General features: G+C 57.6%; 26 protein-coding genes. 10 read left to right on the top strand and 16 right to left on the bottom strand.

What is annotated here, in order from left to right; translation table 11 throughout:
• Window positions 1-31: 31 nt before the first annotated feature.
• Complete coding sequence (locus AC2T6E_RS03325) at window positions 32-1,012, bottom strand: NAD(P)H-dependent flavin oxidoreductase (RefSeq protein WP_486690553.1); 981 nt, start codon at window positions 1,010-1,012, stop codon at window positions 32-34.
• A 135-nt stretch (window positions 1,013-1,147) separates the two neighbouring features.
• Between AC2T6E_RS03325 and AC2T6E_RS03320 the strand changes: the two genes are divergently transcribed.
• Window positions 1,148-2,032, top strand: coding sequence for a LysR family transcriptional regulator (locus AC2T6E_RS03320; protein WP_486690551.1), 885 nt, complete (start codon window positions 1,148-1,150; stop codon window positions 2,030-2,032).
• Here AC2T6E_RS03320 and AC2T6E_RS03315 read toward each other — a convergent pair.
• Window positions 2,004-3,458, bottom strand: coding sequence for an aminotransferase-like domain-containing protein (locus AC2T6E_RS03315; RefSeq protein ID WP_341494181.1), 1,455 nt, complete (start codon window positions 3,456-3,458; stop codon window positions 2,004-2,006). The genes AC2T6E_RS03320 and AC2T6E_RS03315 overlap by 29 nt on opposite strands.
• A 96-nt stretch (window positions 3,459-3,554) precedes the next feature.
• Here AC2T6E_RS03315 and AC2T6E_RS03310 point away from each other — a divergent pair, with 96 nt between their 5' ends.
• Window positions 3,555-4,322 carry an arylamine N-acetyltransferase family protein gene (locus AC2T6E_RS03310; protein ID WP_341494180.1) on the top strand — a complete coding sequence of 256 codons (768 nt, stop codon included), beginning with the start codon at window positions 3,555-3,557 and terminating at the stop codon, window positions 4,320-4,322.
• 18 nt (window positions 4,323-4,340) lie between these two features.
• On the opposite strand, the gene AC2T6E_RS03305 is transcribed toward AC2T6E_RS03310, so the two are convergent.
• From AC2T6E_RS03305 to AC2T6E_RS03290, 4 genes are all read right to left on the bottom strand, one after another.
• The gene (locus AC2T6E_RS03305) at window positions 4,341-7,418 is read right to left on the bottom strand and encodes an efflux RND transporter permease subunit (protein ID WP_486690548.1); all 3,078 of its coding nucleotides are present in this window, start codon (window positions 7,416-7,418) and stop codon (window positions 4,341-4,343) included.
• The gene (locus tag AC2T6E_RS03300) at window positions 7,415-8,563 is read right to left on the bottom strand and encodes an efflux RND transporter periplasmic adaptor subunit (protein WP_486690546.1); all 1,149 of its coding nucleotides are present in this window, start codon (window positions 8,561-8,563) and stop codon (window positions 7,415-7,417) included. The genes AC2T6E_RS03305 and AC2T6E_RS03300 overlap by 4 nt, the downstream gene beginning before the upstream one ends.
• 78 nt (window positions 8,564-8,641) lie before the next feature.
• Complete coding sequence (locus tag AC2T6E_RS03295; protein WP_348572715.1) at window positions 8,642-9,838, bottom strand: sensor histidine kinase; 1,197 nt, start codon at window positions 9,836-9,838, stop codon at window positions 8,642-8,644.
• Window positions 9,835-10,530 (bottom strand): response regulator, encoded by a 696-nt coding sequence (locus tag AC2T6E_RS03290; protein ID WP_042714589.1) that lies wholly within the window; start codon window positions 10,528-10,530, stop codon window positions 9,835-9,837. The genes AC2T6E_RS03295 and AC2T6E_RS03290 overlap by 4 nt, the downstream gene beginning before the upstream one ends.
• A 124-nt stretch (window positions 10,531-10,654) precedes the next feature.
• Here AC2T6E_RS03290 and AC2T6E_RS03285 point away from each other — a divergent pair, with 124 nt between their 5' ends.
• Window positions 10,655-11,440, top strand: a complete 786-nt coding sequence (locus tag AC2T6E_RS03285; protein ID WP_486690543.1) for a MipA/OmpV family protein — start codon at window positions 10,655-10,657, stop codon at window positions 11,438-11,440.
• A 183-nt stretch (window positions 11,441-11,623) separates the two neighbouring features.
• Here the strand turns inward: AC2T6E_RS03285 and yajD are convergent, their stop codons facing one another.
• Entirely contained in the window at window positions 11,624-11,971 is a 348-nt protein-coding gene (gene yajD / locus AC2T6E_RS03280) for an HNH nuclease YajD (protein ID WP_003857471.1), read from the bottom strand.
• A 178-nt stretch (window positions 11,972-12,149) separates the two neighbouring features.
• Here yajD and AC2T6E_RS03275 point away from each other — a divergent pair, with 178 nt between their 5' ends.
• Window positions 12,150-13,172 (top strand): LLM class flavin-dependent oxidoreductase, encoded by a 1,023-nt coding sequence (locus AC2T6E_RS03275; RefSeq protein WP_010430534.1) that lies wholly within the window; start codon window positions 12,150-12,152, stop codon window positions 13,170-13,172.
• 63 nt (window positions 13,173-13,235) lie between these two features.
• Here AC2T6E_RS03275 and AC2T6E_RS03270 read toward each other — a convergent pair whose 3' ends face one another.
• Window positions 13,236-14,270, bottom strand: coding sequence for an AI-2E family transporter (locus tag AC2T6E_RS03270; RefSeq protein ID WP_486690539.1), 1,035 nt, complete (start codon window positions 14,268-14,270; stop codon window positions 13,236-13,238).
• A 132-nt stretch (window positions 14,271-14,402) separates the two neighbouring features.
• Between AC2T6E_RS03270 and AC2T6E_RS03265 the strand changes: the two genes are divergently transcribed.
• The 3 genes from AC2T6E_RS03265 (at window position 14,403) to mdtI (ending at window position 15,369) form a co-directional block, all read left to right on the top strand.
• The gene (locus AC2T6E_RS03265) at window positions 14,403-14,573 is read left to right on the top strand and encodes a protein YdgV (protein ID WP_085928911.1); all 171 of its coding nucleotides are present in this window, start codon (window positions 14,403-14,405) and stop codon (window positions 14,571-14,573) included.
• A gap of 117 nt (window positions 14,574-14,690) precedes the next feature.
• A complete protein-coding gene (mdtJ, locus tag AC2T6E_RS03260; protein ID WP_010430538.1) occupies window positions 14,691-15,053 on the top strand; it encodes a multidrug/spermidine efflux SMR transporter subunit MdtJ in 363 nt (120 codons plus the stop codon).
• On the top strand, window positions 15,040-15,369 hold the full coding sequence (mdtI, locus tag AC2T6E_RS03255) for a multidrug/spermidine efflux SMR transporter subunit MdtI (RefSeq protein WP_010430539.1): 330 nt from the start codon (window positions 15,040-15,042) through the stop codon (window positions 15,367-15,369). The genes mdtJ and mdtI overlap by 14 nt, the downstream gene beginning before the upstream one ends.
• Window positions 15,370-15,415: 46 nt before the next feature.
• Here mdtI and AC2T6E_RS03250 read toward each other — a convergent pair whose 3' ends face one another.
• The 5 genes from AC2T6E_RS03250 to AC2T6E_RS03230 form a co-directional block, all read right to left on the bottom strand.
• Window positions 15,416-16,237 (bottom strand): trypsin-like serine peptidase, encoded by an 822-nt coding sequence (locus AC2T6E_RS03250; protein WP_010430540.1) that lies wholly within the window; start codon window positions 16,235-16,237, stop codon window positions 15,416-15,418.
• A 101-nt stretch (window positions 16,238-16,338) separates the two neighbouring features.
• Window positions 16,339-16,422: a small membrane protein YdgU gene (ydgU, locus tag AC2T6E_RS03245; RefSeq protein WP_020688251.1), complete on the bottom strand. Its 84-nt coding sequence runs from the start codon at window positions 16,420-16,422 to the stop codon at window positions 16,339-16,341.
• A gap of 90 nt (window positions 16,423-16,512) precedes the next feature.
• Window positions 16,513-16,833, bottom strand: coding sequence for an acid resistance repetitive basic protein Asr (asr, locus tag AC2T6E_RS03240; protein ID WP_029485059.1), 321 nt, complete (start codon window positions 16,831-16,833; stop codon window positions 16,513-16,515).
• 146 nt (window positions 16,834-16,979) lie between these two features.
• Window positions 16,980-18,464 (bottom strand): carboxypeptidase M32, encoded by a 1,485-nt coding sequence (locus AC2T6E_RS03235; protein ID WP_486690535.1) that lies wholly within the window; start codon window positions 18,462-18,464, stop codon window positions 16,980-16,982.
• A 74-nt stretch (window positions 18,465-18,538) separates the two neighbouring features.
• Complete coding sequence (locus AC2T6E_RS03230; RefSeq protein WP_010430549.1) at window positions 18,539-19,792, bottom strand: MFS transporter; 1,254 nt, start codon at window positions 19,790-19,792, stop codon at window positions 18,539-18,541.
• Window positions 19,793-19,913: 121 nt separating this feature from the next.
• Between AC2T6E_RS03230 and AC2T6E_RS03225 the strand changes: the two genes are divergently transcribed.
• The 3 genes from AC2T6E_RS03225 (at window position 19,914) to bioD (ending at window position 22,987) form a co-directional block, all read left to right on the top strand.
• Window positions 19,914-20,819, top strand: coding sequence for a LysR family transcriptional regulator (locus AC2T6E_RS03225; protein WP_010430552.1), 906 nt, complete (start codon window positions 19,914-19,916; stop codon window positions 20,817-20,819).
• A gap of 121 nt (window positions 20,820-20,940) precedes the next feature.
• Window positions 20,941-22,161, top strand: coding sequence for a sugar metabolism global transcriptional regulator Mlc (gene mlc / locus AC2T6E_RS03220; RefSeq protein ID WP_182402355.1), 1,221 nt, complete (start codon window positions 20,941-20,943; stop codon window positions 22,159-22,161).
• Window positions 22,162-22,291: 130 nt separating this feature from the next.
• Window positions 22,292-22,987 carry a dethiobiotin synthase gene (bioD, locus tag AC2T6E_RS03215; protein ID WP_010430557.1) on the top strand — a complete coding sequence of 232 codons (696 nt, stop codon included), beginning with the start codon at window positions 22,292-22,294 and terminating at the stop codon, window positions 22,985-22,987.
• Here bioD and clcB read toward each other — a convergent pair.
• From clcB to osmW, 3 genes are all read right to left on the bottom strand, one after another.
• Window positions 22,922-24,232, bottom strand: coding sequence for a voltage-gated ClC-type chloride channel ClcB (clcB, locus tag AC2T6E_RS03210; RefSeq protein WP_120158773.1), 1,311 nt, complete (start codon window positions 24,230-24,232; stop codon window positions 22,922-22,924). The two genes, bioD and clcB, sit on opposite strands and share 66 nt — an antisense overlap.
• Window positions 24,233-24,334: 102 nt before the next feature.
• A complete protein-coding gene (gene osmV / locus AC2T6E_RS03205; RefSeq protein WP_148399419.1) occupies window positions 24,335-25,483 on the bottom strand; it encodes an osmoprotectant ABC transporter ATP-binding protein OsmV in 1,149 nt (382 codons plus the stop codon).
• The gene (gene osmW / locus AC2T6E_RS03200; protein WP_006808875.1) at window positions 25,483-26,130 is read right to left on the bottom strand and encodes an osmoprotectant ABC transporter permease OsmW; all 648 of its coding nucleotides are present in this window, start codon (window positions 26,128-26,130) and stop codon (window positions 25,483-25,485) included. The genes osmV and osmW overlap by 1 nt, the downstream gene beginning before the upstream one ends.

Genomic DNA, 26,130 nt, shown 5'->3' with positions numbered 1-26,130 from the left:
GTGCAGCGTCCATAGCATCAGAGTTAAGGGCTTACTCAACCGCTAACGCATTAACAACCTCGGCCACGCTTTTCACGCTGCGGATGTTCCCAATCCCCGTGCCGAGCGCGATATAGCCTTCATCGGTGTTGCCTTCGAGCATGCCCAGACGCAGGCCCCGTAATCCACCCATCGCCTTGCCCAGCTCTTCGTTGCTTGCGCCTGCTTTATCCATCGACGCCAGTTTTTCCGCCAGCTTGCCGGGAAGAGCGCGGTAGTAATGGGGCACGGTGCGGAAAAGCAGCAAATCGAGGCCATTGGCGGCAACAATTTTCTCTTTGACCCCCTGCGGCACGCGGCTTTCTTCCGTACTGATAAACACCGAACCGGCAAACACGCCTTCCGCACCCAATGCATGCGCCGCTCTGGCGGTGCGATTATCGGTAATGCCGCCCGCGGCCATCACCGGGATGTGCTTCACGGCATCGGCAATCAGCGGCACGATGGAAAAGGTGCCAAGCGCTGTTGCGGGTAAGGTCCCGCCCTCATCAAAACCGGTAGCCACGATAATGTCTGCCCCCATTTCTTCTGCGAGGCGGGTGTTCTCCGGCGTTGGATTGATGTCGCGGTAGATAATGGCGATACCCGCCTCTTTTATCTCGCTGAAGAGCGCAGGAATAATGCTGCCTTCCCCATAGCCCGTATACACCACGGCTCTGACGCCTTCCTCTTTCACCACCTGAAGAATAGGCCCTGTCCAGACGTCATTAACGGCTGTGGGGATCAGGTTCACGCCAAACGGTTTCTCGGTCAGCCGTTTGGTTTTACGAATTTCTTCGCGCATTTTTTCGGCGGTCTCTTCCGGCGTGGAAACTGCGGTGTCCGCGGTTAAACCGGCATTGGGTCCCAGCACGCCGAGCCCGCCAGCATTGCTGACTGCGGCAACTAAACGGGCATCCGTGAGCCAGGATAACGGTCCCTGAATAACAGGTTTTTCGATCCCCAGGATCTGACAGATACGGTTATTTTTCATAGCGGACTCTCCCTCTTGTTTGAATGGAGGAGAGTGTAGGGCGTAGAATTGTTAGGAAAAATAGCCAAAAAGATTCATCACTGTTATAAAATTAATAACAATAATTTTATCCCGCTCGCGGTAAGAGCGTCCCTTATGAACATAAACCTCTTTGAATCTATTCGAATTTTTATTGAAATTGTCGAGTCGGGGAGCTTGTCCAGGGCTGCGGAAAACCTGCAGATCCATCGCCCGGCGGTCACCAAAGCGTTACAGCTTCTGGAGCAGCACAGCGGCACGCGTTTGCTGCAGCGAACAACGCGTCGGATTAGCCTGACGCCGGATGGCGATGCGTTTTATCGCCGGAGTAAACCCCTGCTGGCGCGGGCGGACGAATTGCTGGAGTCGTTTGGTGCTGGCCGGGCAATACACGGCCAGCTGCGTGTGGATATGCCCATCGCTTTTGCGGCGCTGCGGGTGATACCGAACCTGCCTGATTTTTATCGGCAGCATCCTGAGATCGACATCATTCTGAGCAGCTCCGATCGCCGCCGGGATATGCTCCGGGACGGCCTGGACTGCGTGCTGCGGGTGGGCGAACTGGACGACGGCGACTATATCGCGCGAAAAGTGGGGAACATCAAAATTACGACCTGTGCCAGTCCGGCCTGGCTGGCACAACACGGCACGCCAGAAACGCTGGATGATTTACACCAACATCAGGCCATCAACTGGGTGAATAACAACAGCAGACAAATCCATCCGTGGACATTTACGACGCCAGAAGGCATCGCGGAGATTACTCTGCCCGGTAAGCTTGTCGTGGATAACTCCGAAGCCTACATCGCAGCAGGCCTGGCCGGGCTGGGGTTAATGCAGGGGATGAATCTCTTTCTCCAGCCTTACATTGACCGCGGTCTTCTGGTTGAAGTTCTACCAAAGCATCGCTCTCCGGACCGCAAACTGTCGCTTCTCTACCCGCACCGCCACCTCTCCCGCAAGGTGCGGGTCTTTACCGAGTGGCTGGAGAGTCTGGTGTGAAAGCAGCCAGCTCGTGACACAGCGCGCCAATCTGTTCCACGGCGTTCAGCAGGCGGGGCGAGGGTTCGTTTGCGCAGTTCAGCCGCAGAAAGTGCGTTAACTCTGCGCCAGGGGAAAACAGGGGGCCAGGGCTGACGCCAATGCCCAGCGCCAGCGCGCGACGGTGCACCTCCAGCGCGTTGACCTGCTGAGGCAGTTCTACCCACAGCAGGAAACCGGCTGCGGGTACGCTAACGCGCGTACCGGGAGGGAAGCTGCCTTCGACTCGTGCAACGACGGCTAAAACACCCTCTGCAACCCGGCGCTTTAGCCGCCGCAGGTGGCGATCGTAGTCGCCGCTTGCGAGCATCTCGCTCGCCGCGGCTTCCAGCAGCGGGGCGCCCGCCCAGTCTCCGGCCATGCGGGCCTGTAAAACCTGCAAATGGTAGCGTCCTGGCGCAATCCAGCCGATTCGCCAGCCCGGCGCAAGCGTTTTAGACAGCGAACTGCAGTAAATCACATTCCCGCTCTGGTCGAAGGCTTTGCAGGCCGGAGGACGTTGCCCGTCGCCGACCAGGTCACCGTAAACGTCGTCTTCAATCAGAGGAATACCGGCTTCTTCAAGCAGAGCAACCAGTTCCTGCTTGCGCGCGACGGGCATGCTGGCACCCAATGGGTTTTGCACGGTGGGCGAGGCCAGAACGGCAGCGGGACGGTGGCAGCGAATGGCGTCCGCCAGCGGTTCCAGCAGCAGGCCTTCCACAGGATCGGTGGGGATCGCTAAGGCCTTCAGGCCTAAATCCTCCAGCAGCAGGAGCGTGCCAAAATAAGCGGGCTGCTCAATCGCCACGACATCACCCGGCTGACACACGGCCCGAAGGGCCAGGCGCAGCGCCTGCGTTGCGCCTGCGGTAATAATGAGATCGTCTGCGCCGAAGCGGGCTCCCCATTGCGCAGAACGCGCGGCAATCCTGGTGCGCAAATCAACCCTTCCCGGAGGCAGGCTATAGCTCTGCCCATGCGCGTCCAGACGACGACTCGCAGAGTGCAACGCCCGCTGTAGCGCATCTCCTGGCAACCACGCGGGATCGGGCAGGGCGGCGCCCAGCGGAACCAGACGGGCTTCTGCACTGCTGAACAGCGACCGGGCCACGGCCGACAGGGTGACAGGCACCGGACCTGGCGGGAAACGGGAAGTCTCCACGCGCGGAGGGAGGTTGGTCTGGCGGATGTAATAACCTGAACGCGGACGCGCAACGATCAGCCCTTCAGCCTCCAGGCAGCGAAGGGCCTCCAGCGCCGTTGGAAGGCTAACGTGCTCGCGTTCGGCCAGTTTACGCGCGGAGATCATCCGGTCACCGGCGCGCAGCGCGCCAGACGTCAGCGTGAGGCGCAGCATCTCGGCAATTCGACGATAGTGTGGGGACGACTGGGACGGGGCAGACATGGGTATCTGTTCAGGCTAATTTTCGATAAAACTGACTACACAGCCAATGATGTGCGCCATCTATAGTGTCCGACATGTTCAGGACAAGGAGGCATTATGCACAGCGAAAACTTCAACATTTCCACCTATTTCAAACGCATAAACTATACCGGACCGGCGGGTGCCGATACGGTCACTCTGCATGCTCTTATGCGTCATCAGCTCTTTTCCGTTCCCTTTGAAAATCTGGATGTACAGGCGGGCAAAGTTGTCTCGCTGGCGCCAGACGACATTGCCGATAAGGTGCTAACGCAGGGGCGCGGCGGCTACTGCTATGAGGTTAACGGGCTTTTTGCCATGGCGCTGGAAGCGTTGGGGATACCTTACCGTTTCGTGGCGGCGCGCCCGATGTTCTACCCCGCGCGGCGGCCGAAAACCCATATGGCGTTGATTGCCGAGGTGGAGAGCCGACAGTGGCTTTGCGACCTCGGGTTCGGCAGCTACGGCATTCGCGCGCCGATGGCGTTAGACACGCTTGATGTTGAGATCGCACAGGATTTCGACACGTTCCGACTGAGCCGCAGCGCGGAGGGCGAGTACCTGCTTCAGGCGAAGGTGGAGGGGGAATGGGCTAATCAATACGGCTTCGATCTCACGCCTCAGGAATGGATTGATTTCGTTCCGGCCAACTACCTTAATTCCACGCATCCGGATGCGATCTTTGTGCAGAAGCGGGTGGTGGTGCAGCACAGCCCCGAAGGACGCCAGATTTTGCTGGGCGATATGCTGAAAACCATCACGGCGAACGGCACTGAAACGCGGAAACTGGCGGAGGAGGAAATCCGCCATGTCCTGAAAGACCGTTTTGCGCTGACCGCCGCGTAATCGGAGAAAGATGGGGACTCAGCCCGGCCCGTCGGCTGCGGCTTTGCGCTGAGCCCCCCACTGTAACAGCAGGCTAAACGACGCGGGTAACACGGTCAGCGTCACCAGCGTCGCAACCAGCAGCCCGCCGATGATGGCATAGGCCATTGGCCCCCAGAAGACCTGATGAGAAATGGGGATCATGCCCAGAATGGCGGCACAGGCGGTCAGACTGATGGGTCTGGCCCGGTGCTCCGCAGCCGCCATAATCGCGGCATCGCTTGTCATCCCCTGAGCAAGATTGCTGTCAACCTCGCTAATCAATATCACCGCGTTACGCACGATCATCCCCGCAAGGGCGATGACGCCCAGTAGCGCGACAAACCCCATCGGCGTTCCGCCGGGGAGCATAGCCAGCACGATCCCCGGTAAACCAAACGGGGCCATCAGGAGTGCCAGCAGCATACGGGAATATCGCCGCAGCTGAAGCATCAGCAGCAACAGCATGATGACCAGCGTTACCGGAAGAACGGTAAAGACGGAGCTGTTCCCCTTATCCGATTCGGCAACCGCGCCGCCTTCTTCAATGCTGTAACCTGCGGGCAAGCTCGCGCGCAGCTTGTCGACCGCCGGACGCAGCGCCGCGGATACCGCTTCAGCTTTCAGCCCCGGGGCAAGATCCGTTTGCACCGTGATAAAGGGCACGCGCTGGCGACGCCAGATGACCGGATCGTCCACGCCCCAGACCGGCGTTGCGACGACGCTGAGCGGAATTTTTTTACCGTCATTCCCCTGAATCGTGAGCGAGGAGAGGGTAGCGGTGCTGTGACGTGCATTGTCCGTGGCCCGAAGCACCACGTCGACAAGGCGGTCGTTATCCCTGATGGACGTGACCACGCTGCCAGACCAGACGGTGTTCAGCGTGCGTGCGAGGCTTTCTGACGATATTCCCGCCGCCCTGGCCGCCGTCTGATTCACCTTAAGGGTAATGACCCTCTCCGGCTCTCCGGCCGTCTGGTTCACGTCACGTGAGAACGGAGACTGCCCAATCGCGTCCGTGAGACGGTTCGCAAACGCCCGAACCTGCAGATAATCAGGCCCGCTCACCCGGTATTTGATTGGCCAGCCGACGGGCGGCCCCAGTTCAAGGGGCGACACGCGCGTGATGATGTCGCTAAACTGCGTCGCCAGGAGCCTGTTGAGCTGCGCATGCAGACGATCCCGCGCCTCAAGATCTTTAGCCACCACGACCATCTGGGCGATATTTTCATTTTCCAGCAGCACGTCCATCGGCAGGTAAAAACGGATGGCACCCGACCCAATGTACGTCGAATAGCGATTGATGTTGCCGTTGCCGACCAGCGCCTTTTCCAGCTTTTCCACCTCTCTTAACGTTTCCGGCTGCGACGCGTTGGCCGGAAGCGTCAGGCTGACCAGCAGCTCAGGCCTGTCCGAAGCGGGGAAAAACTCGCCCTGCATAAACGTCGTGCCGTACACGGACAGCCCCAGCGCGGAAAGGGCGAACAGCAGGGTAGCGACTCGGTGACGCAGTGCCAGGCGCAAAAGCCGTCCGTACCCGCGCGCGATCCTGCCGGGTCCCGTCGCGTGATGTCTGACTTTTTCCGGCAGTAGCCACGTGCCCGTCAGCGGTGAAAACAGGATCGCGACAGCCCAGGAACAGAGCAGGGCAATGAGCACCACCGCAAACAGGGAAAAACAGTATTCACCGGCGCTGGAGGCCGCGAAACCAACGGGAATAAAACCGGCAATCATCACCAGAGTACCGGTGAGCATCGGGAAGGCCGTCGTTTTGAATGCATGGGTGGCCGCATGCCGACGGGAATCACCCGCTTCCAGCCGGGAGACCATCGTTTCGACGGCGATCATGGCGTCATCCACCAGCAGCCCCAGGGCAATGATCAGCGCTCCGAGCGAGATACGCTGAAGGCCAATACCGGAGAGCATCATGCCGGCAAACGTCATGGCGAGCACCAGCGGGATGGCCGTCGCCACCACCAGTCCGGCCCGTAAACCCAGTGAGACAAATGAAACCGCCAGCACGATAATAACGGCTTCGATAAGCACCCGGATAAATCCGCTTACCGCGTCACTGACCACCGCCGACTGATCGGCGACTTTTACCATCTCTATGCCGTGCGGAAGCCCGGCGCTGAGGGCCGCCATTCTGGCGTTCAGTGCAGCACCGAAACGCAGCATGTTGCCCGTTGGTGCCATCGACACCGCCAGCCCGATAGCCGGTTTGCCGTTCACCCGGTAGGCCGGGGCCGGTGGCTCGGCGATTTCCCGGGTGACGGTGGCAATGTCGGTCAGCGGAATATAGCGATTGTTAACGTGCAGCGTGACGGCACGTAAGCTCTCTTCGGTCGTGAGCGCCCCGCTGACCTTTATCGCCATGTTCTCCCGCCCGGTACGCATAACGCCAGCCGGAACAACCGCGTTCTGCGCCCGGAGGGCGTCGGCGACGGCCTGAATATCGAGCCCCATCCCGGCCAGGCGTGCCGGAGAAAAGGCGAGAACCCACTGCTCCTGCTGTTCGCCCAGCAGGGTGGTTTTGCCCATATCCGGCAGGGACATAAGCTCTCGACGTATTGTCTCTGTGCGATCCCGCACCTCCCGTAGGGTGAAGCCCTCGGGAATAAAGGCATAAATTGTGCCGAACGTGTCGTCAAACTCGTCGTCCACGGCAGGGCCCTGTACTCCTTCAGGTAGGGACGGCGCGATGTCCTGCATTTTTTTGCGAACCTGATACCAGATGTCCGGCACGCTCTGCGGGGGCGTATCGTCACGGAGGTTGACATAGATAACGGTGCGTCCGGCCCGGGTTTCACTTTCGAGATAATCCAGCCAGGGCGTTTCCTGCAACTTTTTTTCAAGCGTATCGGTCAACAGGCGGGTGGTATCTGCCACGGATGCTCCCGGCCACTGCGCGGAGACGACGGCCGTTTTAATGGTGAAAGCCGGATCTTCGTTACGCGGCAGCTTTTCATAACAGAACACGCCCATCGCAATCACCAGCAGCATGAAAAAGCTCACCATCTGCTGGTTCTTCAGCGCCCAGGCGGAGAGGTTAAATTTGGCTTCCGGTCCTGCGTTCATGGCTGAACCTCTCCGGTGATCACCGGCTCGCCGGACCGCAATGTGCTCACGCCCGCCGTGATCACCCGATCGCCGGACTCAAGGCCGGAGGCAATCATGACGGAGGTGGCCGTATAGCTGGCGGGCACCACCGCGCGCAGCTGCGCCCGCGACTGCGGGGTAATCACAAAAACCGCTGGTTTGTCGCCTGCACGGCTCAGCGCCGAGGCGGGAAGGGTATACCCGTGCGGGGCTGACGATGGCAACGTGACGGTAACGCTGGCACCCAGCGCCATGGCCGCTGGCGGGTTATGCAGGGTGGCTCTGACGCGCCAGGTGCGGGTCTGGGGATCGGCCTGCGGGGTGATATCCCGCAGCACGGCAGACGCCTGTACCGACGGGGCGCTGAGGAGGGAAACCTGTAAAACCACCTTATCCAGAGGCGGGATCGCATCGGGGGTGGCAATATCAAACACCACGTCGCGATCTTTCCCGGTCGCCAGCGTCAGCACGGACTGACCGTCGCTGACAACCTGCCCCGCAGAGGCGTTCACGGCTGTGATGACGCCCGCTTGTGGCGCGATCAGGCGCGTCCAGCCGAGGCTTTCTCGGGCATTTCGCCACGCGGCCTCGCTGCTTTTTAAGCGCGCGCTGGCGACAAGCCAGTCCGCACGGGCGCTGTCGAGCTGCGCGCGGGCTATCGCACCCGTTGGCATGAGCTTTTGCATTCGACTGACGTTAAGCGCGGCGACCTGCGCTGAGGCTTTAGCGCCTTCATAGTCGGCCGCCGCGCTGTCGAGCTGGTTTTGCCCGGTCGTGTTGTCAAGCGTGGCCAGCACCTGTCCGGCAGTGACCCGGTCGCCAATATCAACGCTGCGCGTCAGTATCCGGCCCCCGGTACGAAAGCTCAGGGTCGTTTCATCGTGGGCATGGATCTCACCGGTTCTTTCCAGCGCGGGAAGAGTTTGGGCGGCCCCGACGACGACGTAGCGTACCGCTCGCACAGAGGCGGGCTTATTTTCGTGTTTATCACCGCAGCCGGTCAGCGGAAAAATCGTCAGCGCAAGCAGTGCCAGGGGAAGAAAATACAGCCAGGAAAGGGTGCGCGCCACGCCGTACAAATGATGCAGGCAGTGGCGGAGGGAGAGAAATAATTCGTCTGACATAACGCCGCTCCATAAAGGTAATGGCGTTATTAAATGCGCGCTACGTCGAGAAAGATTCGATGTTGTGTCAAGGCTTTATCAAGAGTGGATATTTTCATTATCGGACGGATGCCAGGGCAACAAAATGCGCACGGAGAGGCCGCCGGTTTCCGGTAATGACGCGCTAATTTCTCCGCCATGCGCCTGACAAATCGCCCGGGCGATGGACAAACCGAGGCCGCTGCCGCCGGAATGCCGCGCGCGGGACTGCTCCTCGCGGCTGAAGCGTTTAAACATTTCCGGCAAGAACTGGGGCGATACGCCCGGCCCGTCATCGGTAAATTCAAGGGTGTAATGCCCGCTGGCGTCGTGCAGCGCCACCTCAAGGTGGCCGCCATCGCGCCCGTAACGTAGTGCATTTTCCATGAGGATGGTCACGACCTGTCCCAGACGGAACGCATCGCCTCTGAAGGGGCAGGTACGCGGGTTACGAAGCGTTATCCGGAAATGATGCGCATCAGCCTGGGGCATGATCCAGGCGGCCCGCTCCTGAATCAGCTCATCCAGACAGAACGACTGGTCCTCCAGCACGAGATTACCCGCGTCGGCCAGAGAGAGAAGGTGGAGCTCATCGGTAAGGCGGTTGAGGTGCTGGAGCTGCTTCATCACCATTTCCAGCTGCGCGGGGCTGGCATCAAACACGCCGTCTAGCATGCCCTGGAGACGCCCGATGGCGGCCGTCAGGGGCGAGCGTAGCTCGTGCGCCATCGCGACGTGTGAGGCGCGGAGCTCTTTTTCATAGCGGGCGAGTTGCCCCGTCATGGAGTTAAAGTCGGTCGCAAAGCTGACCATTTCCGCCGGGGCATCTTTGATAAGTTCCGCCTGACGGCCAAACTGCCCTTCGGCAACATACTTTGCCGCATCGCGAAGGCGGCTGAACTGCAGCGCCAGCGGCCGGGCGTGTTTTAGCCCCATCACCACAATAAACGGGATCATCACCAGCACCAGCAGCGCCACCGTGACCCAGTCGGCTGAGGCGATAGACGGCGTGGAATAGCTCAGACCCCACCAGGTGTCCACAATCGTGTGGAAACGGGCTGGATTGGCCTGCGGGTTCTGGCTGAGCGTAAGAAACTCCTGTCGGACCGCCGGCGGCATCCTGCCCATTATCCAGTAGTTCTGTACCGCATAACGTAGCCACATGCAGGTGGCAATGACGATCACGCTGCCGATGGCCAGCGCCAGGATACGCGCGCAAATCCAGCGCCACAGAGAGGAGTGCCGGTTTTTTATCATGGTTGTCTGAACCTGTAACCCACGCCGCGAACGTTGATCAGCACGCCGGAAATACCCACCGCTTCGAGTTTTTTACGCAGGTTATATATATGGGTGTCCACCACGCGCTCCAGCGCCTCGCTTTCCGGCAAACAGTGTTCCAGTAAATACTGGCGGGAGAACGGGTGCGCAGGAGAACGCAGCAGCGTTGCCAGAAGCGAGAATTCCGTTGGCGTAAGATCGAGCATCACAGGCGTGTCGTCGCCGTTATCCACGCTCGCCACAATGGCGGCGACATCCACCTCCAGCGTTTGCCAGCGAAGGATCGCTTCGTCTGTCTCTTTTTTACTGCTGCGCCGCAGCACCGCCTGCACCCGAGCCACGACTTCTCCCGGATGATAAGGCTTCACAACGTAATCATCGGCACCGTACCGCAGGGCACCAATACGGTCGGGGGTATCCCCCATGGCCGTGACCATGATCACCGGCACATCGCTTTTACGACGCAGCCCAGCCAGCACTTCGGTGCCGTTAAGCCCCGGTAGCATCACGTCCAGCAGGATGAGGTCGGGCTTCCACCGCTGGGCCATATCCAGCCCGGAAAGACCGTCTCTGGTAATGGTCACGTCGTAATTTTCACGCCGTAAATAGGCTTCGAGCACGCCAGCCGCATCGGCGTCATCTTCAATAATCAGCACTCTTCTGGACAACATCCGTTCACCTTGACCATTTCTTAACACTATCCCGACGATTCATTGATTCAGCCAAATCATACTGCGCCAACATTGTGTGGCCGCTCCTGAACCAGGAGACGCCAGCGTCTGTATGGAGAGCAGTATGATAGCGATAAAAAAAGTCCTGTATATGTCCGTCCCGCTTCTGATGGTAGTGGCATCCGGCGCGCAGGCGGATGATGGCTCTGCGTCCGATTCCTTAACCGTCGGGCTGGGGGGACAGTATGCCCCGCGTTACTCAGGCTCAGACAAGCAGGTGTGGCAGGTGGTTCCTGTGCTGCTGGGTCGCAAAGGCGCTTTCTTTATTGATGCGCAAAAAGGGCTGGGATATGACCTGCAAAACGACAGCGGTTGGTATTTCGAACACACGCTGGGCTACGACTTCGGAAGGGCTGATAAAAATTCTGACTGGCGTGAGGGCGCAAACAATCTGAAAGGGATGGGGAACATTGATGCCACCCTGAATACCGGCCTTGCCGTGGGCTGGCAGGCCGCGCCCTGGCTAAGTGTGGAAGGCAAAGCGACGCTGCCGTTAACGGACAGCCAGGGAGGAAGCTATCAGGCCTCCGTTACGCTAATCCCTGTACAAAATAACCAGGACATGGTCGCCTTTCAGTCTGCGGCCCTGTTTGGCGACAGCCGTTATCTGAATACCTGGTATGGGGTCAGCGAGCAGCAGAGCCGCCGCACCGGATATCACCGCTATTTAGCGCCGGGTGGATTTTATGGCGTCGACACCAGTCTGACCTGGAGCCATCAGTTCGATGCCCACTGGGGAACGGTCCTGAGTGCGGACTATACCTGGCTTGGCGACCATGCGAATGAAAGCCCGATTGTGATGCGGCGAAATGAGGGGGCTGCAACAGCGGCCATCACCTGGACATTTTAACGTCGAGGTGACGGTATGCGCTTATGGGATTGGCCATTTTTCAGTACGGCAGGAGTAGCGATCGCGGGGATATACGTCATAACCTACTACGTGTATGTCTATACGTGAATCTCTCTAAGAACATCGGAGTGAGCAAAAACTGAAGAAGTAGTAACCCGCGAAAAAACGCCATTCCTGGCGTTGTTACTTCTTCTTGTCCATCATCGCTTTTAAATCGGCAAACGGGTTAAACGTGGCGACGCCCACGTCTTTTTGCGCGTCTTCACCGGCCACGACGGTAGTACCGTACTGATCCGCTTCGGTGTATTTTGAGTGCTCATGGTCATGGCAAAACAGGCACAACAGCTCCCAGTTGCTGCCATCTTCCGGGTTATTAGTATGGTCGTGATCGATATGGTGAACCGTCAGTTCACGCAGGTTGGAATAGACAAACTCCCGCGAGCAGCGTCCGCAGACCCATGGGTAGATTTTTAAAGCTTTTTCGCGATAGCCGCTTTCCAGCCGCGCGTAATTTTTGGGGATCAAAGCCATTGCCGGTTTTACCTGCCATGAAAAGAGTGGGGAATATTATATCCCATTATGGCGCGTAATGACGCACTGCTCAATTCTGTCAATTTATTTGAATCACTCCGTTAAATAAACGCCATTTATTCTCACCCGGTAATGCGTAAAGTAGGTACAACGCAAAGCATTATCAGGACACAGAGTCATGAAAAAGATCGGGTTTTTATCCTTTGGTCACTGGACGCCATCGCCGCAGTCCGGTACGCGCTCGGCGGCAGACACGCTGCTGCAGTCGATCGATTTGGCCGTGGCGGCCGAAGAGTTGGGAGCAGACGGTGCCTATTTCCGCGTACACCACTTTGCCCGCCAGCTGAGCTCACCGTTCCCCTTACTGGCGGCGATAGGTGCAAAAACCAAACGTATTGAAATCGGTACGGGCGTGATCGACATGCGCTATGAGAACCCGATGTATATGGCGGAGGACGCGGGGGCAGCGGATCTCATTTCCGGCGGTCGTTTACAGCTTGGCATCAGCCGCGGTTCCCCGGAGCAGGTCATTGATGGCTGGCGTCATTTTGGCTATGTTCCGCAGGAAGGGGAAGACGAATCGGATATGGCGCGCCGTCATACCGAGGTGCTGCTCGAGGTACTGCGCGGAGAAGGATTTGCAAAACCGAATCCACAGCCGATGTTCCCGAACCCGCCAGGGTTATTGCGTCTGGAGCCGCATTCCGAAGGCTTGCGGGACCGTATCTGGTGGGGCGCGGGGTCGAATGCGACCGCGGTATGGGCCGCTACCCTCGGAATGAATTTGCAAAGCTCCACGCTGAAGGACGATGAAACCGGCGAGCCGTTTCATATTCAGCAGGCAAAGCAGATCCGCGCGTATCGGCAGGCCTGGGCCGACGCGGGGCATACCCGTCAGCCACGCGTGTCGGTCAGCCGCAGCATTTTTGCCCTGATGGATGACCGCGACCGGATGTATTTCGGTTCAAGCCGCAATGAGAGCGATAGTGTCGGTTATCTTGATGAGAAAACGCGCGCTATTTTCGGTCGCAGCTATGCCGCAGAGCCTGACGCGCTGATCGAACAGTTGAAAAAGGATGAGGCCATCGCCGAGGCGGATACGCTCTTGCTGACCGTGCCGAACCAGCTGGGCGTGGACTATAACGCACATGTTATTGAGTCCATTCTGAAGCATGTCGCACCGGAAATGGGCTGGAGATGATGTCCCGGGCACTCTGGATCGCCGATTCGGCGATCCAGAGTCGGGTGTAGGGCGATGAAGAGGCTAGCGATGATCCATATCGCTTAGCAGCACGGCGATGCTTTGCCCGCCCGCCGTTTGCTCCAGCCCAATCTTCACGATGATCGTCAGTGGAACAGAAAGCAGCATACCCACGGGACCCAGCAGCCAGCCCCAGAATATCAGGGACAGGAACACCACCAGCGTGGAAAGCCCCAGCCCGCGGCCCATCATGCGTGGTTCAAGAATGTTCCCGAACACCAGGTTGATCGCCAGATAACCCGCTAACAGAACCAGCGCATCATAAAGCCCACTGAACACCAGCGCCTGAAGAATAGGGGGGATCGCCGCCAGCACGGAACCGATGTTAGGAATGTAGTTGAGGGCAAAGGCCAGCAATCCCCAGACGAAAGCGAAGCGGACATCCAGCGCGACGAGCATCCCCCAGACCACCAGGCCAGTCACCAGGCTGATGGCGGTTTTCAGCACCAGATAGCGTGAAACGCTGTCCAGCGCGCGCTGAATCGCCCCCATACCTTCTACCGGACGAACCATGATTTGTTGGAGCTTTGCGGGCAGTTGCGGCACTTCCAGCAGCATAAACACGACCGTCAAAAACAGCAGGAAAATGGATGTCATAGCGTTAGAGAGCTGCGCCAGCAGGCTGGTAACGAGGGTCATGGCGGCATTCGGATCGATATACTTCAGCAGTTCCTCAACCGAGACCTCAATACCTGCCCGCTGCAGCCAGGGCTCGAGTTGCAGGAGCGGGATCGCCAGCGAAGAACGGTATTTTGGTAGCGTACGCGCCAACTCGTTCAACGATGTCCCGAGATAGGCCATCAGTAGCACCATGACAACGATGATAATGCTGATGAGCAGCGTGATCGCCAGCACGCGGGGAACGCGTAGCCGCACCAGGCGCTGTACCAGCGGGTTCAGGATCACCGCAATAAAAAGCGCCAGAATAAATGGCACAATGATGTCGGCTGCAAAACGAACGCCGGTCAATATGATTACCAGCATGCCCAGCATAATGACAATCTTCAGCCCGTTCAGGGTAATGATGGGTTTAGCCATGGAAGTTCCTGAATAATGTTTTATTTATAATAGATGCATTATCCGAGTAAAAAAACTAACCAAAATCAAACAGAATGGGTAAAGAAATGAAAAGACTTTGAGTAAAATCCTGGCTTATGGTACAAATCTAGCGTGTTCAACTACCGAGGACAATTTTCATCCGCAAAGACGAGAAGCAACAACGCGGATAATTGTAATTTTATGGACAATTTGTTCAGGACGTATTTTTCAACAAACACCGCTGTATTCTCCACTTCCTTCTGCCTTCTGTCTGGTGAGCAACACTGGCGCAACGCGCTGTAGTCACGTCTTCTGCCTGAGCTGGCGCCCTGCGCTTAGCTGTCTGATCTCATTTAATATTTTTTGGTTTGCTGTCCAACGCGAGCCACGATGGATTATATTCTCAAGCAGGAGAAGAACATGTTTTACTGGATTTTATTAGCCCTGGCTATTATCGCTGAAATTACCGGCACCCTGTCGATGAAATGGGCAAGCGTGAGCGATGGTAATACCGGTTTTATTTTAATGCTGGTGATGATTACCCTTTCCTATATTTTCCTCTCATTTGCGGTAAAAAAAATCGCGCTGGGTGTCGCGTATGCCCTGTGGGAAGGTATCGGTATTTTATTGATCACGCTGTTCAGCGTCATGATATTTGACGAAACCTTGTCGACAATGAAAATTGCCGGATTAACCACGCTGGTGGTAGGGATCGTGCTGATTAAATCGGGTACACGTAAACCGACGAAACAGCAGAAGGAGCAGGCTCATGCAGCAGTTTGAATGGATCCACGCGGCCTGGCTGGCGCTGGCCATCGTGCTGGAAATCGTGGCTAACGTCTTTTTAAAATTCTCTGACGGTTTTCGCCGTAAGTTTTATGGATTGATGTCCATTGCCGCCGTGCTGGGGGCATTTAGCGCCCTGTCGCAGGCGGTGAAAGGGATCGACCTTTCTGTGGCCTATGCACTGTGGGGGGGCTTCGGTATCGCCGCCACCCTGGCAGCAGGCTGGATCCTGTTCGGCCAGCGTTTGAATCACAAAGGCTGGATCGGCCTGGTTCTGCTGCTCGCAGGCATGATTATGATAAAACTCGCCTGATGTCAGTTTCGACATCCTCTTCAGGCAGCGATATTCGCTGCCTTTTTTATTGCTGCGCGAGCGCTTCCAGCTTGTCGCGAAAACCGGTAACCGACAGGGCACGGTTATCGGCGCGCCATCTGTCTTTGGCGGATGGGGCAGAGCTTTGAACACCAATCAACTGCCAGCCATTCTCGGTTTTCAACATCAGCGGTGACCCGCTGTCACCCGGTAGCGTATCGCACTGATGCGAGAGCACGCTGTTTTGCGCCCAGCCAGTGACCGTGCAGTCCGTATGCGTGTAGAGAGAATCAAGATGATCGACCGGGTAGCCGGATTGCGTCACTTTTCGGTCGACGGCTTTCAGCGCCGCCGTCAGCGCGGCTTTGTCACCGTCGAATAAGGGCAGGGGGGTGATACCCGATGGCGGATAACGCAGAACAATCAGCCCAAAATCCCAGGATGCGGCGGCAGGGGGTACAATCCAGCCCTCACCATCCGGTTTTAAGCGTTTACCCAGAGAGGGATCAACCCGTCCTTCAATGCCGTGGATCTCATAGCGCCAGACCCCTTTTTGCGACACAAAGCGCAGGGCGATAGCTTTATCCGGTTTACCGGCTGGCGGCATGAGAAGGCAATGACCAGCCGTCAGTGCCAGTTGAGGCGTAATTAATGTTGCGGTACATAAGTTACCGCTGGCCGTTTCCAGTTGTCCTATGGCATCCCAGGGAGCCTGCGTCGGATCGGTAACCCGCGTGCGGTCATCATGACCAAAAAAAAGGGTCTTGACCTCTTTGGCGCTGATAGCGTCTTCATCACCATCGTCCGCATGTAAGAATCCTGAAAAAAGACCAAACGTTCCCAGTAACAACACAACAGATTTACGCATATCACACTCTGGTGGGGTAATTATGATTATTAAAAGTGAACCCTATGAAAATACTATAGACGGGACAGCGCGAAAGTGGGAGTAAAATCAGCGTGCTACAATCAGGAAAGATAAAACTGGCTTGCGATGAGCGCGCATAAAATAAGCAAGATAAGAATGAGCTCAAACCGATAGCGCCGCAGCATACGCCCTCCGGATAAAAAAACGGCGCGGAACTGGTCGGTTCAGCGCCGGTTTACCAACGTGCCCCGAAGGGCACGGTTTAGCTTGTACTCTTACGCAGCTGGCTGTGCAGCTGGTTTAGCAGCTTCGTGTTTTACTGCTTTTTTGTGATGCTTTTTAGCAGCCTGCGCTTTCTGCTCTACAGCAGGTTTGGTCGCTTTTTTGTGGTGCTTTTTAGCGGCCTGGGCTTTCTGCTCTGCAGCAGGTTTTGCTGCTTTGTGATGTTTTTTATGGTGAACCGCTTTGGCTGGCGCAGCGGTGGTGGTTGCAGCTGGAGCCGCAGCAGGTGTTGCGGTCGCGGTAGTTTCAGCAGCAAATGCAGCAGAAGACAGACCCATAGCAGCGGCAACAACCAGAGCTAATACTTTTTTCATTTTCATACCCTCGAATTTGGTTTTTCATTTAACCCCACTGCGGGGCCGTTGAAAGAACTATATCCCTGTAAACTCGGGGTTTCCGTGAGTGATTGGTATCGGCGTGTAACCGTTTGTACAATGCCGGGTTCCCCCGGCGATGTCGATTACAAATAGCGTGACGTCAGGTGTTCGCGGAAGTAGCGGATATTCAGATCTTCCCCCGTCGCCTGGGTAATCAGCTGAGAGGTGCTAAACCGGCTGCCGTGCTGCCAGACGTTCTGGCGCAGCCAGTCGAACAGCGCTGAGAAATCGCCGTCAGCGATAGATGCTTGCAGACCCGGAAGCGCCGTTTTCGCGGCGTGGAAGAGCTGCGCAGCGTACATCGCACCCAGCGTGTACGACGGGAAATACCCAAAGCCGCCGTCGGTCCAGTGGATATCCTGCATACAGCCGTTGCGATAGTTATCTTTGGTCGATAGCCCAAGCCAGGCCTGCATTTTCTCATCCCACAGCGCCGGAATGTCGTCCACCTCAATGTCGCCGTTGATCAACGCGCGTTCAATTTCATAGCGCAGCACCACGTGCGCCGGGTAGCTCACTTCGTCCGCATCAACGCGGATATAGCCCGGCTTCACGCGCTGGTTCCAGGCGATAAAGTTCTCTTCGCTGAACGCAGCCTGACTGCCAAAGCGGGCGTGAACGGCAGGGAGCAGATGCTTCAGGAAGGCCTCGCTACGCCCGAGCTGCATCTCAAAGAACAAGCTCTGAGATTCGTGGATTGCCGTTGAGCGCGCCAGCGCCACGGGCTGCCCGGCCCAGGCGCGCGGCAGGTTTTGTTCGTAACGCGCATGTCCGGTTTCGTGGATCACGCCAAACAGCGCGCTCAGCAGCTCGTCCTCGTCGTAGCGCGTGGTGATACGCACGTCTTCCGGCACGCCGCCGCAGAACGGGTGGGCGCTGACGTCCAGACGACCGCCGTTAAAATCGAAGCCAAGCATCTTCATGGCTTCCAGACCCAGCTCACGCTGCGTCGCGGTCGGGAAAGGGCCCTGCGGCGGAACGAACGACCGCTGAGCCTGTTTTTCCACGACGTTTGCCAGGAGGTCCGGCAGCCAGGATTTCATGTCGCCGAACAGCACGTCCAGACGCGCGCTCGTCATGTCTGGTTCAAAAATATCGAGCAGCGCGTCGTAGGGCGAACACCCTTTGGCGTCGGCGCGCAGGCGAGCCTCTTCGCGGCTCAGTTTCACCACCTCTTTCAGGTTGGCGGAAAACCCCTGCCAGTCGTTGGCGGGGCGCTGAGTACGCCACGCGTGCTCGCATTTGCTGCCTGCCAGCGATTTGGCTTCCACCAGTGATTCGGGTAGCAATGTTGCTTGTTGATAATGGCGCGTCATTTCACGCAGGTTGGCCTGTTCAACATCATTCAGGTCTTCGCTTGCCGCTGCAGCCAGCCAGTCACCCACTTTTTTATCGGTCAGGAGCTGATGTTGCAGGACGCTCATCTCCGCCAGCGCTTCACCGCGCGCGGCGCTGCCGCCCGGTGGCATCATGGTGAACATGTCCCAGCTGGCGATGGAGGAGAGGTGGGAGAAGCGGGAGAGACGCTGGAAGGTGCGGGTGAGTTGCTGGTAGTTATTGTTTTTCATGAAGTCCTCGTGTCTGAATCAGCCGATGACAAAAATTAGCATCGGCTCGATTTAAACACGAAGGCCGCAGAATGTTAATGCAGACGTTTATGCAAACTGGCCCCTACCAGCAGCGCCGCGCACAGCATCAGCGCGATAAACCCGCCCACGCCGTTCCAGCCGTAGTTGTGCCAGAACACGCCGCCGAGTGTCCCGGCAATGCTTGATCCCAGGTAATAGCTAAACAGATACAGCGACGAGGCCTGGCCCTTTGCGCGACGGGCGCGCGGGCCAATCCAGCTGCTGGCGACCGAGTGGGCGGCGAAAAAGCCTGCAGAGAAGAGCAGCATTCCGGCAAAAATCAGCCACAGAGAGGAGAAGAGCGTCAGCAGCAGGCCGACCAGCATCACCGCCGTGAAGAACAGCATCACCGGGCCACGACCGTAGCGTGCGGTCATCGCTCCGGCTTTTGGCGAACTCCAGGTACCGGTGAGGTACGCGACGGAAAGCAGGCCAACCACCGCCTGGCTGAGATGCCACGGAGAAAGCATCAGGCGATAGCCAATGTAGTTAAACAGCGTGACAAACGAACCCATCAACAGAAAACCCATCAGGAACAGGCGCGGCAGCCCTTTATCACGCCAGTGCAGGCGGAAGTTGATAAACAGCGTTTTGGGACGCAGGGACGCCGGGCGGAAGTGACGTGATTCCGGCAGAATTTTCCAGAACATCAGCGCAGAGGCGAGCGCAAAGCAACCAATCACCGCCAGCGCAATGCGCCAGTTAAAGAAATCCGTAAACACCCCGCTCAGCAGGCGTCCGCTCATCCCGCCGATGGAGTTCCCGCTGATGTACAGCCCCATAGAGAAGGCGACAAAGCTCGGATGGATCTCCTCGCTGAGATAGGTCATCCCGACCGCCGCCACGCCGCTCAGCGATAACCCGATCAGCGCACGCATTATCAGGATACCGTGCCAGCTGGTCATCATCGTCGAAAGCAGCGTACAGACGGAGGCCAGCATCAGTGCGGTGACCATGACCTGCTTTCGGCCAATCGCATCTGAGAGCGGCCCGGTGAACAGCAGACCGACCGCCAGCATCCCGGTGGAGAGAGAAAGCGAAATACTGCTGCTGGCAGGCGACACGCCAAACTCGTGGGACAACACGGGCAGGATCGGCTGAACGCAGTAGAGCAGGGCAAAGGTTGCGAGACCCGCTGAGAAAAGCGCCAGCGTGACGCGCATAAACTGAGGGGTACCACGTTTAATAAACTGCACCGGCTGCGATGCTGCAGGTAAATCATCAATATCATTTGCCGGAGTGATATCAATGGTAGTTGTACGACTCACACATGTTCCTTGCTTAAACATCCCCGTGATTTCTGGTGACGGGTATGACCACAAGATCAGAGTAGGAAAATGTAAATATTCTGTCTAATATATTAATAATCTCAAATGATACTTTAAAAATATGAATATCGAACTGCGTCATTTACGCTACTTCGTGGCGGTAGCGGAGGAGCTGCATTTTGGCCGCGCGGCAGCGAGGCTGAACATCTCTCAGCCACCGCTCAGCCAGCAAATTCAGATCCTCGAACAGCAGGTTGGGGCGCGTTTGCTGGCGCGTACGAACCGTAGCGTGAGCCTGACCGCCGCGGGCAAGCAGTTCCTGGCCGACAGCAGGCAAATTCTGAGCATGGTGGATGACGCCGCTGCCAGGGCGGAGCGGCTGTATCTTGGGGAGACCGGCGAACTGCGGATCGGCTTTACCTCGTCGGCGCCCTTCATTAGCGCCGTCTCAGAAACCCTCTCATCGTTCCGCCGCCATTTCCCGGACGTGCATATTCAGACCCGCGAAATAAACACCCGCGAGCAAATTTCGCCGCTCAACGAGGGGGCGCTCGACCTGGGGCTGATGCGTAATACCGCGCTACCGGATACGCTGGCGTGGCAGGTTATCCTGCGCGAACCCCTGATGGCGATGATCCCGCAGGATCACCCTCTGGCGTCGCAAGCTTCCGTGACGCTGGCAGAGCTGGCAAAAGAGCCCTTTGTTTTTTTTGACCCTCAGGTCGGCACCGGTTTGTATGACGATATTTTGGGCCTGATGCGTCGCCACGATCTCGCCCCGGTTATTACTCAGGAAGTGGGGGAGGCCATGACCATTATTGGTCTGGTTGCCGCCGGACTTGGGGTTTCTATTCTCCCGGCGTCCTTTAAGCGGGTACAATTGCAGGAAATGCGCTGGGTGGCGATTGCCGAAAAAGAGGCGGTTTCCGAGATGTGGCTGGTCTGGTCAAAACATCGCGAACAGAGTCAGGCGGCGCAGCGGTTTAAAAAGCAGCTTATTACAGCTTCGGCAGGGCGATATTTATAGGGAAACTGGGGTAAAAATGTGCGGTAAATCACATGGCTAAGTAAATATTTGACGACGCCTGGTGAAGTGCTTCACCATAGCCAACAGTTTATTTCGAAGCTCGAAAATAAGGGAGTACGAGGTGGTTGCTGATAGCCAGCCAGGGCATATTGATCAGATTAAGCAGACCAATGCAGGCGCAGTGTATCGCCTGATCGATCAGCTCGGTCCGGTTTCGCGTATCGATCTTTCGCGCCTGGCACAACTGGCACCCGCCAGTATCACCAAGATAGTCCGCGAAATGCTGGAAGCTCACCTGGTCCAGGAGACGGAAATACAGGAGCCGGGCAGCCGTGGACGTCCTGCTGTCGGGCTGGTGGTAGAAACGGAAGCATGGCACTACCTGTCACTGCGCATTAGCCGGGGGGAGATCTTCCTTGCGCTGCGCGATCTCAGCAGCAAGCTGGTGGTGGAAGACCGGCTGGAGCTCCCGCTCGATGCGGAACAACCGCTTCTTGACGCCATCCTGGCCCATATCGATCACTTCTTTATCCGCCATCAGCAGCGGCTTGAACGGTTAACGGCGATTGCTATCACCATGCCGGGTATCATTGATACCGAGAATGGCATCGTGCACCGCATGCCGTTTTATGACAATGTCAAAGAGATGCCGCTGGGTGAGGTGCTGAAAAACCATACCGGCGTGCCCGTCTACATTCAGCATGATATCAGCGCCTGGACCATGGCGGAGGCGCTGTTTGGCGCATCTCGCGGCGCGCGTGACGTTATTCAGGTGGTGATTGATCACAACGTGGGGGCGGGGGTGATTACCGACGGTCGCCTGTTGCACGCCGGAAGCAGCAGCCTGGTGGAAATCGGTCACACGCAGGTCGACCCGTACGGTAAACGCTGCTATTGCGGGAACCACGGCTGCCTGGAAACCATTGCCAGCGTCGAAAGCGTGCTGGAGCTGGCGCAGGTGAGGCTCAGCCAGTCGATGAGCTCCTCGCTTCACGGCCAGCCGCTTACCGTGGATTCTCTCTGCGCGGCAGCCCGACAGGGGGATTTACTGGCGAAAGATATCATCACGGGCGTCGGTAACAACGTGGGCCGCATTCTCGCCATTATGGTCAATCTGTTTAACCCACAAAAAATTCTGATTGGTTCACCGCTCAGCCAGGCGGCGGATATTCTCTTTCCGGCGATCTCTGCCTGCATCAACCAGCAGGCGCTTCCTGCGTACAGTAAAAACATCGCGGTCGAAAGCACCCAATTTTCGAACCAGGGAACCATGGCCGGTGCCGCGCTGGTGAAAGATGCGATGTATAACGGCTCTTTACTGATCCGTTTGTTGCAGGGTTAACTCTTTTCCATAGATGTAAGAAATATTGCGCTATCTCAAGCCGGGTAGCGCACGCATCCCGTAGACTTCCCCCACTGAATTATTTACCTGGTTTATATTTTCGAAGCATACCCAAGAGGTGGAATGAGTCATGCTTAAGCGTTTCTTTGTTACTGGTACTGATACCTCTGTCGGCAAGACCGTCGTATCCCGCGCATTGCTGCAGTCTCTGGCAGCCAGCGGTAAACGCGTGGCAGGGTACAAACCGGTCGCAAAAGGCAGTAAAGAGACGCCAGACGGATTGCGTAATAAAGACGCCCTGGTGCTGCAAAGCGTTTCGTCCATTGAATTACCTTATCACGCGGTAAATCCTATCGCGCTGAGCGAGGATGAGAGCAGCGTGGCGCACAGCGGTCTGATCAACTACAGCCTGCTTTCCGATGGTCTGGCAAGCCTGAGCGAGAAAGTTGACCACGTTGTGGTTGAAGGTACCGGCGGCTGGCGCAGCCTGATGAATGATTTACGCCCGCTTTCCGAGTGGGTGGTGCAGGAACAGCTGCCCGTGGTGATGGTGGTCGGCATTCAGGAAGGGTGCATCAACCATGCCCTCCTGACGGCACAGGCCATTGCCAATGACGGCCTGCCGCTGGTGGGCTGGGTGGCTAACCGTATTAACCCGGGGCTTGCGCACTATGCTGAAATCATCGAGGTGCTGAGCAAAAAACTCCCAGGGCCTTTAGTGGGTGAATTGCCCTACCTGCCGCGCGCCGAGCAGCGCGAATTAGCGCAATACATCGACCTCTCTGCTTTCAGCAGTATGGGGTCCGTAGACAGAGTCGTGGCGTAACGTCCTCGACAGTACCGACGCGACGACGCACGCGACCAGCAAGCCGGGCAGTAAAAAATACTGCCCGGTCATTTCACAGACCATCAGTGCCGACATAATCGGCGCATGCGTCGTGGCAGCCAGCAGCGTTGCCATACCTGCCAGTCCCAGCAAAATTGCCGTCTCAGCACCAGGAAACCACAGCGCGGATAGCTGCGCAAACAGCATTCCTGTCGCCATGCCGACAAATAACGTCGGTGTGAACACCCCGCCGGGCGCGCCCGAGCCGCTGCTTGCCAGTACCGCCAGCAATTTACAGATAAACACGCCTGCAATCACCGACAGCAACGGCGGGGCGAGAAGAAAAGCCTGAACCACACTGTAGCCATTCCCCCACACCTTCGGCGTCAGCAGCGACAGCAGCCCAACGATCAGCCCGCCCAGCGCCAGCTGCCACGGCGGCGAAAGCTTAAGGCGCAGAAACAGAGCGTGGCTGTACGCCATCAGCCACATCAGCAGCGGACCGCACAGCCCGGCCAGCAGTCCCATGCCGACAATCAGGGAATAATCTACCGCGGTAAGGCTCTCGCTGAGGTGAACCGAATAAAGGGTGTTTGCGCCGGGGCTGAGCAGGCGGGTCGTAAGCAGCGCGACCACGGCAGCAATCACCACCGGGCCGAGCGAGGCCAGCATCAGCGTGCCAAACAGGATTTCAGCGATGAACAGGCTTCCGGCTAAGGGGGCGTGGTAGGCGCTGGCCATCCCGGCGGCGGCCCCGCAGGCAATCCACAATTTCCATTCTGATTTAGGGGTAAAGCGCCGGGCGAACAGGGAAGCCGCGAGGGCGGCAAGCAGGATCATCGCCCCTTCACGCCCGATGGCGCTGCCGCTGGCGACCACCAGCAAAGAAGCGAGTGATTTCACCAGGCTGGCACCGTAATCAAACTGTCCGTCTTCGGTTTCCAGCGCTTCCATATAATCGGTTGGTGCGTGAGGCCGCTGCGCGGTAAACCGTTGCCATCCCCAGAGCAGCAGCCCAGCAGCCAGCCCCCCCAGCGCGGGCGTCAGCACCCGTCGCCAGGGCGATAATGCGGCGGCGGCGTTCACCAGGCTGCCGCTGTCGTTGCTGAGAAACAGCCACTCCAGCAGATACATGCTGTGGCGGAATACCGCAACGGCCAGCGCGGCCAACACGCCGGTGACGGTGGCAATCAGGAGTCGGCGAAACATCGCGCGAATGTCGGGGTAAGCGTGAAGACGTTGCATGGGTCGCGAGTCAGCGGGAAAGATACAATATTGTGGCGGGAAATCGTGGGGTTAGCAAAAGGTATGCGTGCGAAAAAGCCGGGCGATGCCCGGCCTGAAAGATTAACTCTCACTATGAATATTCAGCGCCCGGCGCGTACGCCCTGAACTCAGGTACTCGGCAATATAGTCCTGAGAAATCTCGCCGTTGTAGCGTCCGTCCTCATCCACAATCGGCATCCAGCTGGTATTGCTCTCATACAGACGTGAAAGCACCACGCGCAGGTTGTCTTCCGCTTTGCCGGTCATCCGGAACGGATGCAGGATGTCGGCGCAGGTGCCGCTGGCGTTACGCGCTTCGCGACGCTTCACAAAGCCCAGCGGTTTGCCATGCTCGTCGACCACGGTAATCGCGCGAATGTCATTATCATCCATGGTCGCAAAGGCTTCGGGAAGCGGGGTAGAGCCTCGCACCGTAATGGTCGGCTGCTGGTCGGTGACGTCGCCCGCCGATACCAGCAGCAGGCGCTTCAGGGTGCGGTCCTGACCGACAAACGAGCCGACAAACTCATTCGCCGGTTTCGCCAGCAGTTCATCCGGGCTGGCGCACTGCACGATTTTCCCCTGACGAAACACCGCAATACGGTCACCGAGCTTCAGGGCTTCGTCGATATCGTGGCTCACCAGCATGACGGTTTTTTTCAGCTTGCGCTGCATCTCCAGGAACTGGTTCTGGATCACCTCGCGGTTGATCGGGTCCACCGCGCCGAAGGGTTCATCCATCAGCAGCACCGGAGGATCCGCCGCCAGAGCGCGAATTACGCCGATACGCTGCTGCTGGCCGCCGGACATCTCGCGCGGGTAGCGGTTGAGGAACTTATGCGGATCCATCGCCACCATATCCATCAGCTCTTCGGCGCGGGTTTTGCAGCGCGCTTTATCCCAGCCCAGCATGCGCGGCACGACGGTGATGTTCTCTTCGATGGTCATGTTCGGAAACAGGCCAATCTGCTGGATCACGTAGCCAATGTTGCGGCGCAGGGTGACGGTGTCCATCCCGCTGGTGTCTTCACCGTTGATCAGGATTGTCCCGCTGCTCGGGGTAATAAGGCGGTTAATCATCTTCAGCGTGGTGGTTTTCCCACAGCCGGACGGGCCGAGCAGGACGCACATTTCCCCTTCGGGCACGTTCAGGTTGACGTTATCAACGGCCTTAAAGGTCTGGCCATGCTTCTGTGAAAATTGTTTGGTGAGGTTTTCCAGTTTTATCATTATCGAATCCCCTTTGGAGTCAGAACCACCTGCAGACGGTGCAGCAGCCAGTCGAGCACAATCGCTAAAAGACAAATCATCAGCGCGCCCGCGATCAACATGCGAATATCACTTCCGCCGATGCCGTTGAGCAGTAGCAGGCCCAGTCCGCCGGCGCCGATCACGGCGGCAATCGCCATCACGCCAATGTTCATCACCACGGCGGTGCGGATCCCGCCGAAAATCACCGGCAGCGCCATCGGGATCTCAACCCAGCGCAGGCGCTGCCAGAAGGTCATGCCGATACCGCGCCCGGCTTCGCGCAGGCCCGGCGGCAGGCTGTCGAGCGCCGTATGGGTATTACGCACAATCGGCAGCAACGAGTAGAGAAACACCGCCGTAATCGCGGGTAGGGCACCAATCCCCTGACCGATCAGCGAAAACAGCGGAATCATAAGGCCAAACAGGGCGATGGACGGAATGGTCAGCACGATGGTGGCTATCCCCAGCACCGGCGTTGCCAGCCACTTGTGGCGGACAATCAGAATGCCCAGCGGTACGCCGATGATGATGGCTAAACCTACGGCCAGCGCCACCAGCCACAGATGCTGCAGCGTCAGGGTTAAGAGGTAATCCCAGTTGTCCAGAATGTAGTGAATCGTCTCCAT

Source organism: Enterobacter sp. B79-1, assembly GCF_057444735.1.
The sequence above is the reverse complement of the archived record's forward strand: the minus strand, read 5'-3'. Positions and strand labels throughout refer to the sequence as shown.

What these genes read in the sequence shown, in the direction of transcription:
- AC2T6E_RS03305 (WP_486690548.1), bottom strand. Translation starts at nt 7,418, where the DNA reads ATGAACGCAGGACCGGAAGCCAAATTTAACCTCTCCGCCTGGGCGCTG.
- ydgU (WP_020688251.1), bottom strand. Translation starts at nt 16,422, where the DNA reads ATGCTGCGGCGCTATCGGTTTGAGCTCATTCTTATCTTGCTTATTTTA.
- AC2T6E_RS03250 (WP_010430540.1), bottom strand. Translation starts at nt 16,237, where the DNA reads ATGCGTAAATCTGTTGTGTTGTTACTGGGAACGTTTGGTCTTTTTTCA.
- AC2T6E_RS03275 (WP_010430534.1), top strand. Translation starts at nt 12,150, where the DNA reads ATGAAAAAGATCGGGTTTTTATCCTTTGGTCACTGGACGCCATCGCCG.
- AC2T6E_RS03270 (WP_486690539.1), bottom strand. Translation starts at nt 14,270, where the DNA reads ATGGCTAAACCCATCATTACCCTGAACGGGCTGAAGATTGTCATTATG.
- AC2T6E_RS03320 (WP_486690551.1), top strand. Translation starts at nt 1,148, where the DNA reads ATGAACATAAACCTCTTTGAATCTATTCGAATTTTTATTGAAATTGTC.
- AC2T6E_RS03290 (WP_042714589.1), bottom strand. Translation starts at nt 10,530, where the DNA reads ATGTTGTCCAGAAGAGTGCTGATTATTGAAGATGACGCCGATGCGGCT.
- AC2T6E_RS03235 (WP_486690535.1), bottom strand. Translation starts at nt 18,464, where the DNA reads ATGAAAAACAATAACTACCAGCAACTCACCCGCACCTTCCAGCGTCTC.
- AC2T6E_RS03325 (WP_486690553.1), bottom strand. Translation starts at nt 1,012, where the DNA reads ATGAAAAATAACCGTATCTGTCAGATCCTGGGGATCGAAAAACCTGTT.
- bioD (WP_010430557.1), top strand. Translation starts at nt 22,292, where the DNA reads ATGCTTAAGCGTTTCTTTGTTACTGGTACTGATACCTCTGTCGGCAAG.
- clcB (WP_120158773.1), bottom strand. Translation starts at nt 24,232, where the DNA reads ATGCAACGTCTTCACGCTTACCCCGACATTCGCGCGATGTTTCGCCGA.
- AC2T6E_RS03285 (WP_486690543.1), top strand. Translation starts at nt 10,655, where the DNA reads ATGATAGCGATAAAAAAAGTCCTGTATATGTCCGTCCCGCTTCTGATG.
- osmW (WP_006808875.1), bottom strand. Translation starts at nt 26,130, where the DNA reads ATGGAGACGATTCACTACATTCTGGACAACTGGGATTACCTCTTAACC.
- yajD (WP_003857471.1), bottom strand. Translation starts at nt 11,971, where the DNA reads ATGGCTTTGATCCCCAAAAATTACGCGCGGCTGGAAAGCGGCTATCGC.
- mdtJ (WP_010430538.1), top strand. Translation starts at nt 14,691, where the DNA reads ATGTTTTACTGGATTTTATTAGCCCTGGCTATTATCGCTGAAATTACC.
- osmV (WP_148399419.1), bottom strand. Translation starts at nt 25,483, where the DNA reads ATGATAAAACTGGAAAACCTCACCAAACAATTTTCACAGAAGCATGGC.
- AC2T6E_RS03315 (WP_341494181.1), bottom strand. Translation starts at nt 3,458, where the DNA reads ATGTCTGCCCCGTCCCAGTCGTCCCCACACTATCGTCGAATTGCCGAG.
- mdtI (WP_010430539.1), top strand. Translation starts at nt 15,040, where the DNA reads ATGCAGCAGTTTGAATGGATCCACGCGGCCTGGCTGGCGCTGGCCATC.
- AC2T6E_RS03310 (WP_341494180.1), top strand. Translation starts at nt 3,555, where the DNA reads ATGCACAGCGAAAACTTCAACATTTCCACCTATTTCAAACGCATAAAC.
- AC2T6E_RS03295 (WP_348572715.1), bottom strand. Translation starts at nt 9,838, where the DNA reads ATGATAAAAAACCGGCACTCCTCTCTGTGGCGCTGGATTTGCGCGCGT.
- asr (WP_029485059.1), bottom strand. Translation starts at nt 16,833, where the DNA reads ATGAAAAAAGTATTAGCTCTGGTTGTTGCCGCTGCTATGGGTCTGTCT.
- AC2T6E_RS03300 (WP_486690546.1), bottom strand. Translation starts at nt 8,563, where the DNA reads ATGTCAGACGAATTATTTCTCTCCCTCCGCCACTGCCTGCATCATTTG.
- AC2T6E_RS03225 (WP_010430552.1), top strand. Translation starts at nt 19,914, where the DNA reads ATGAATATCGAACTGCGTCATTTACGCTACTTCGTGGCGGTAGCGGAG.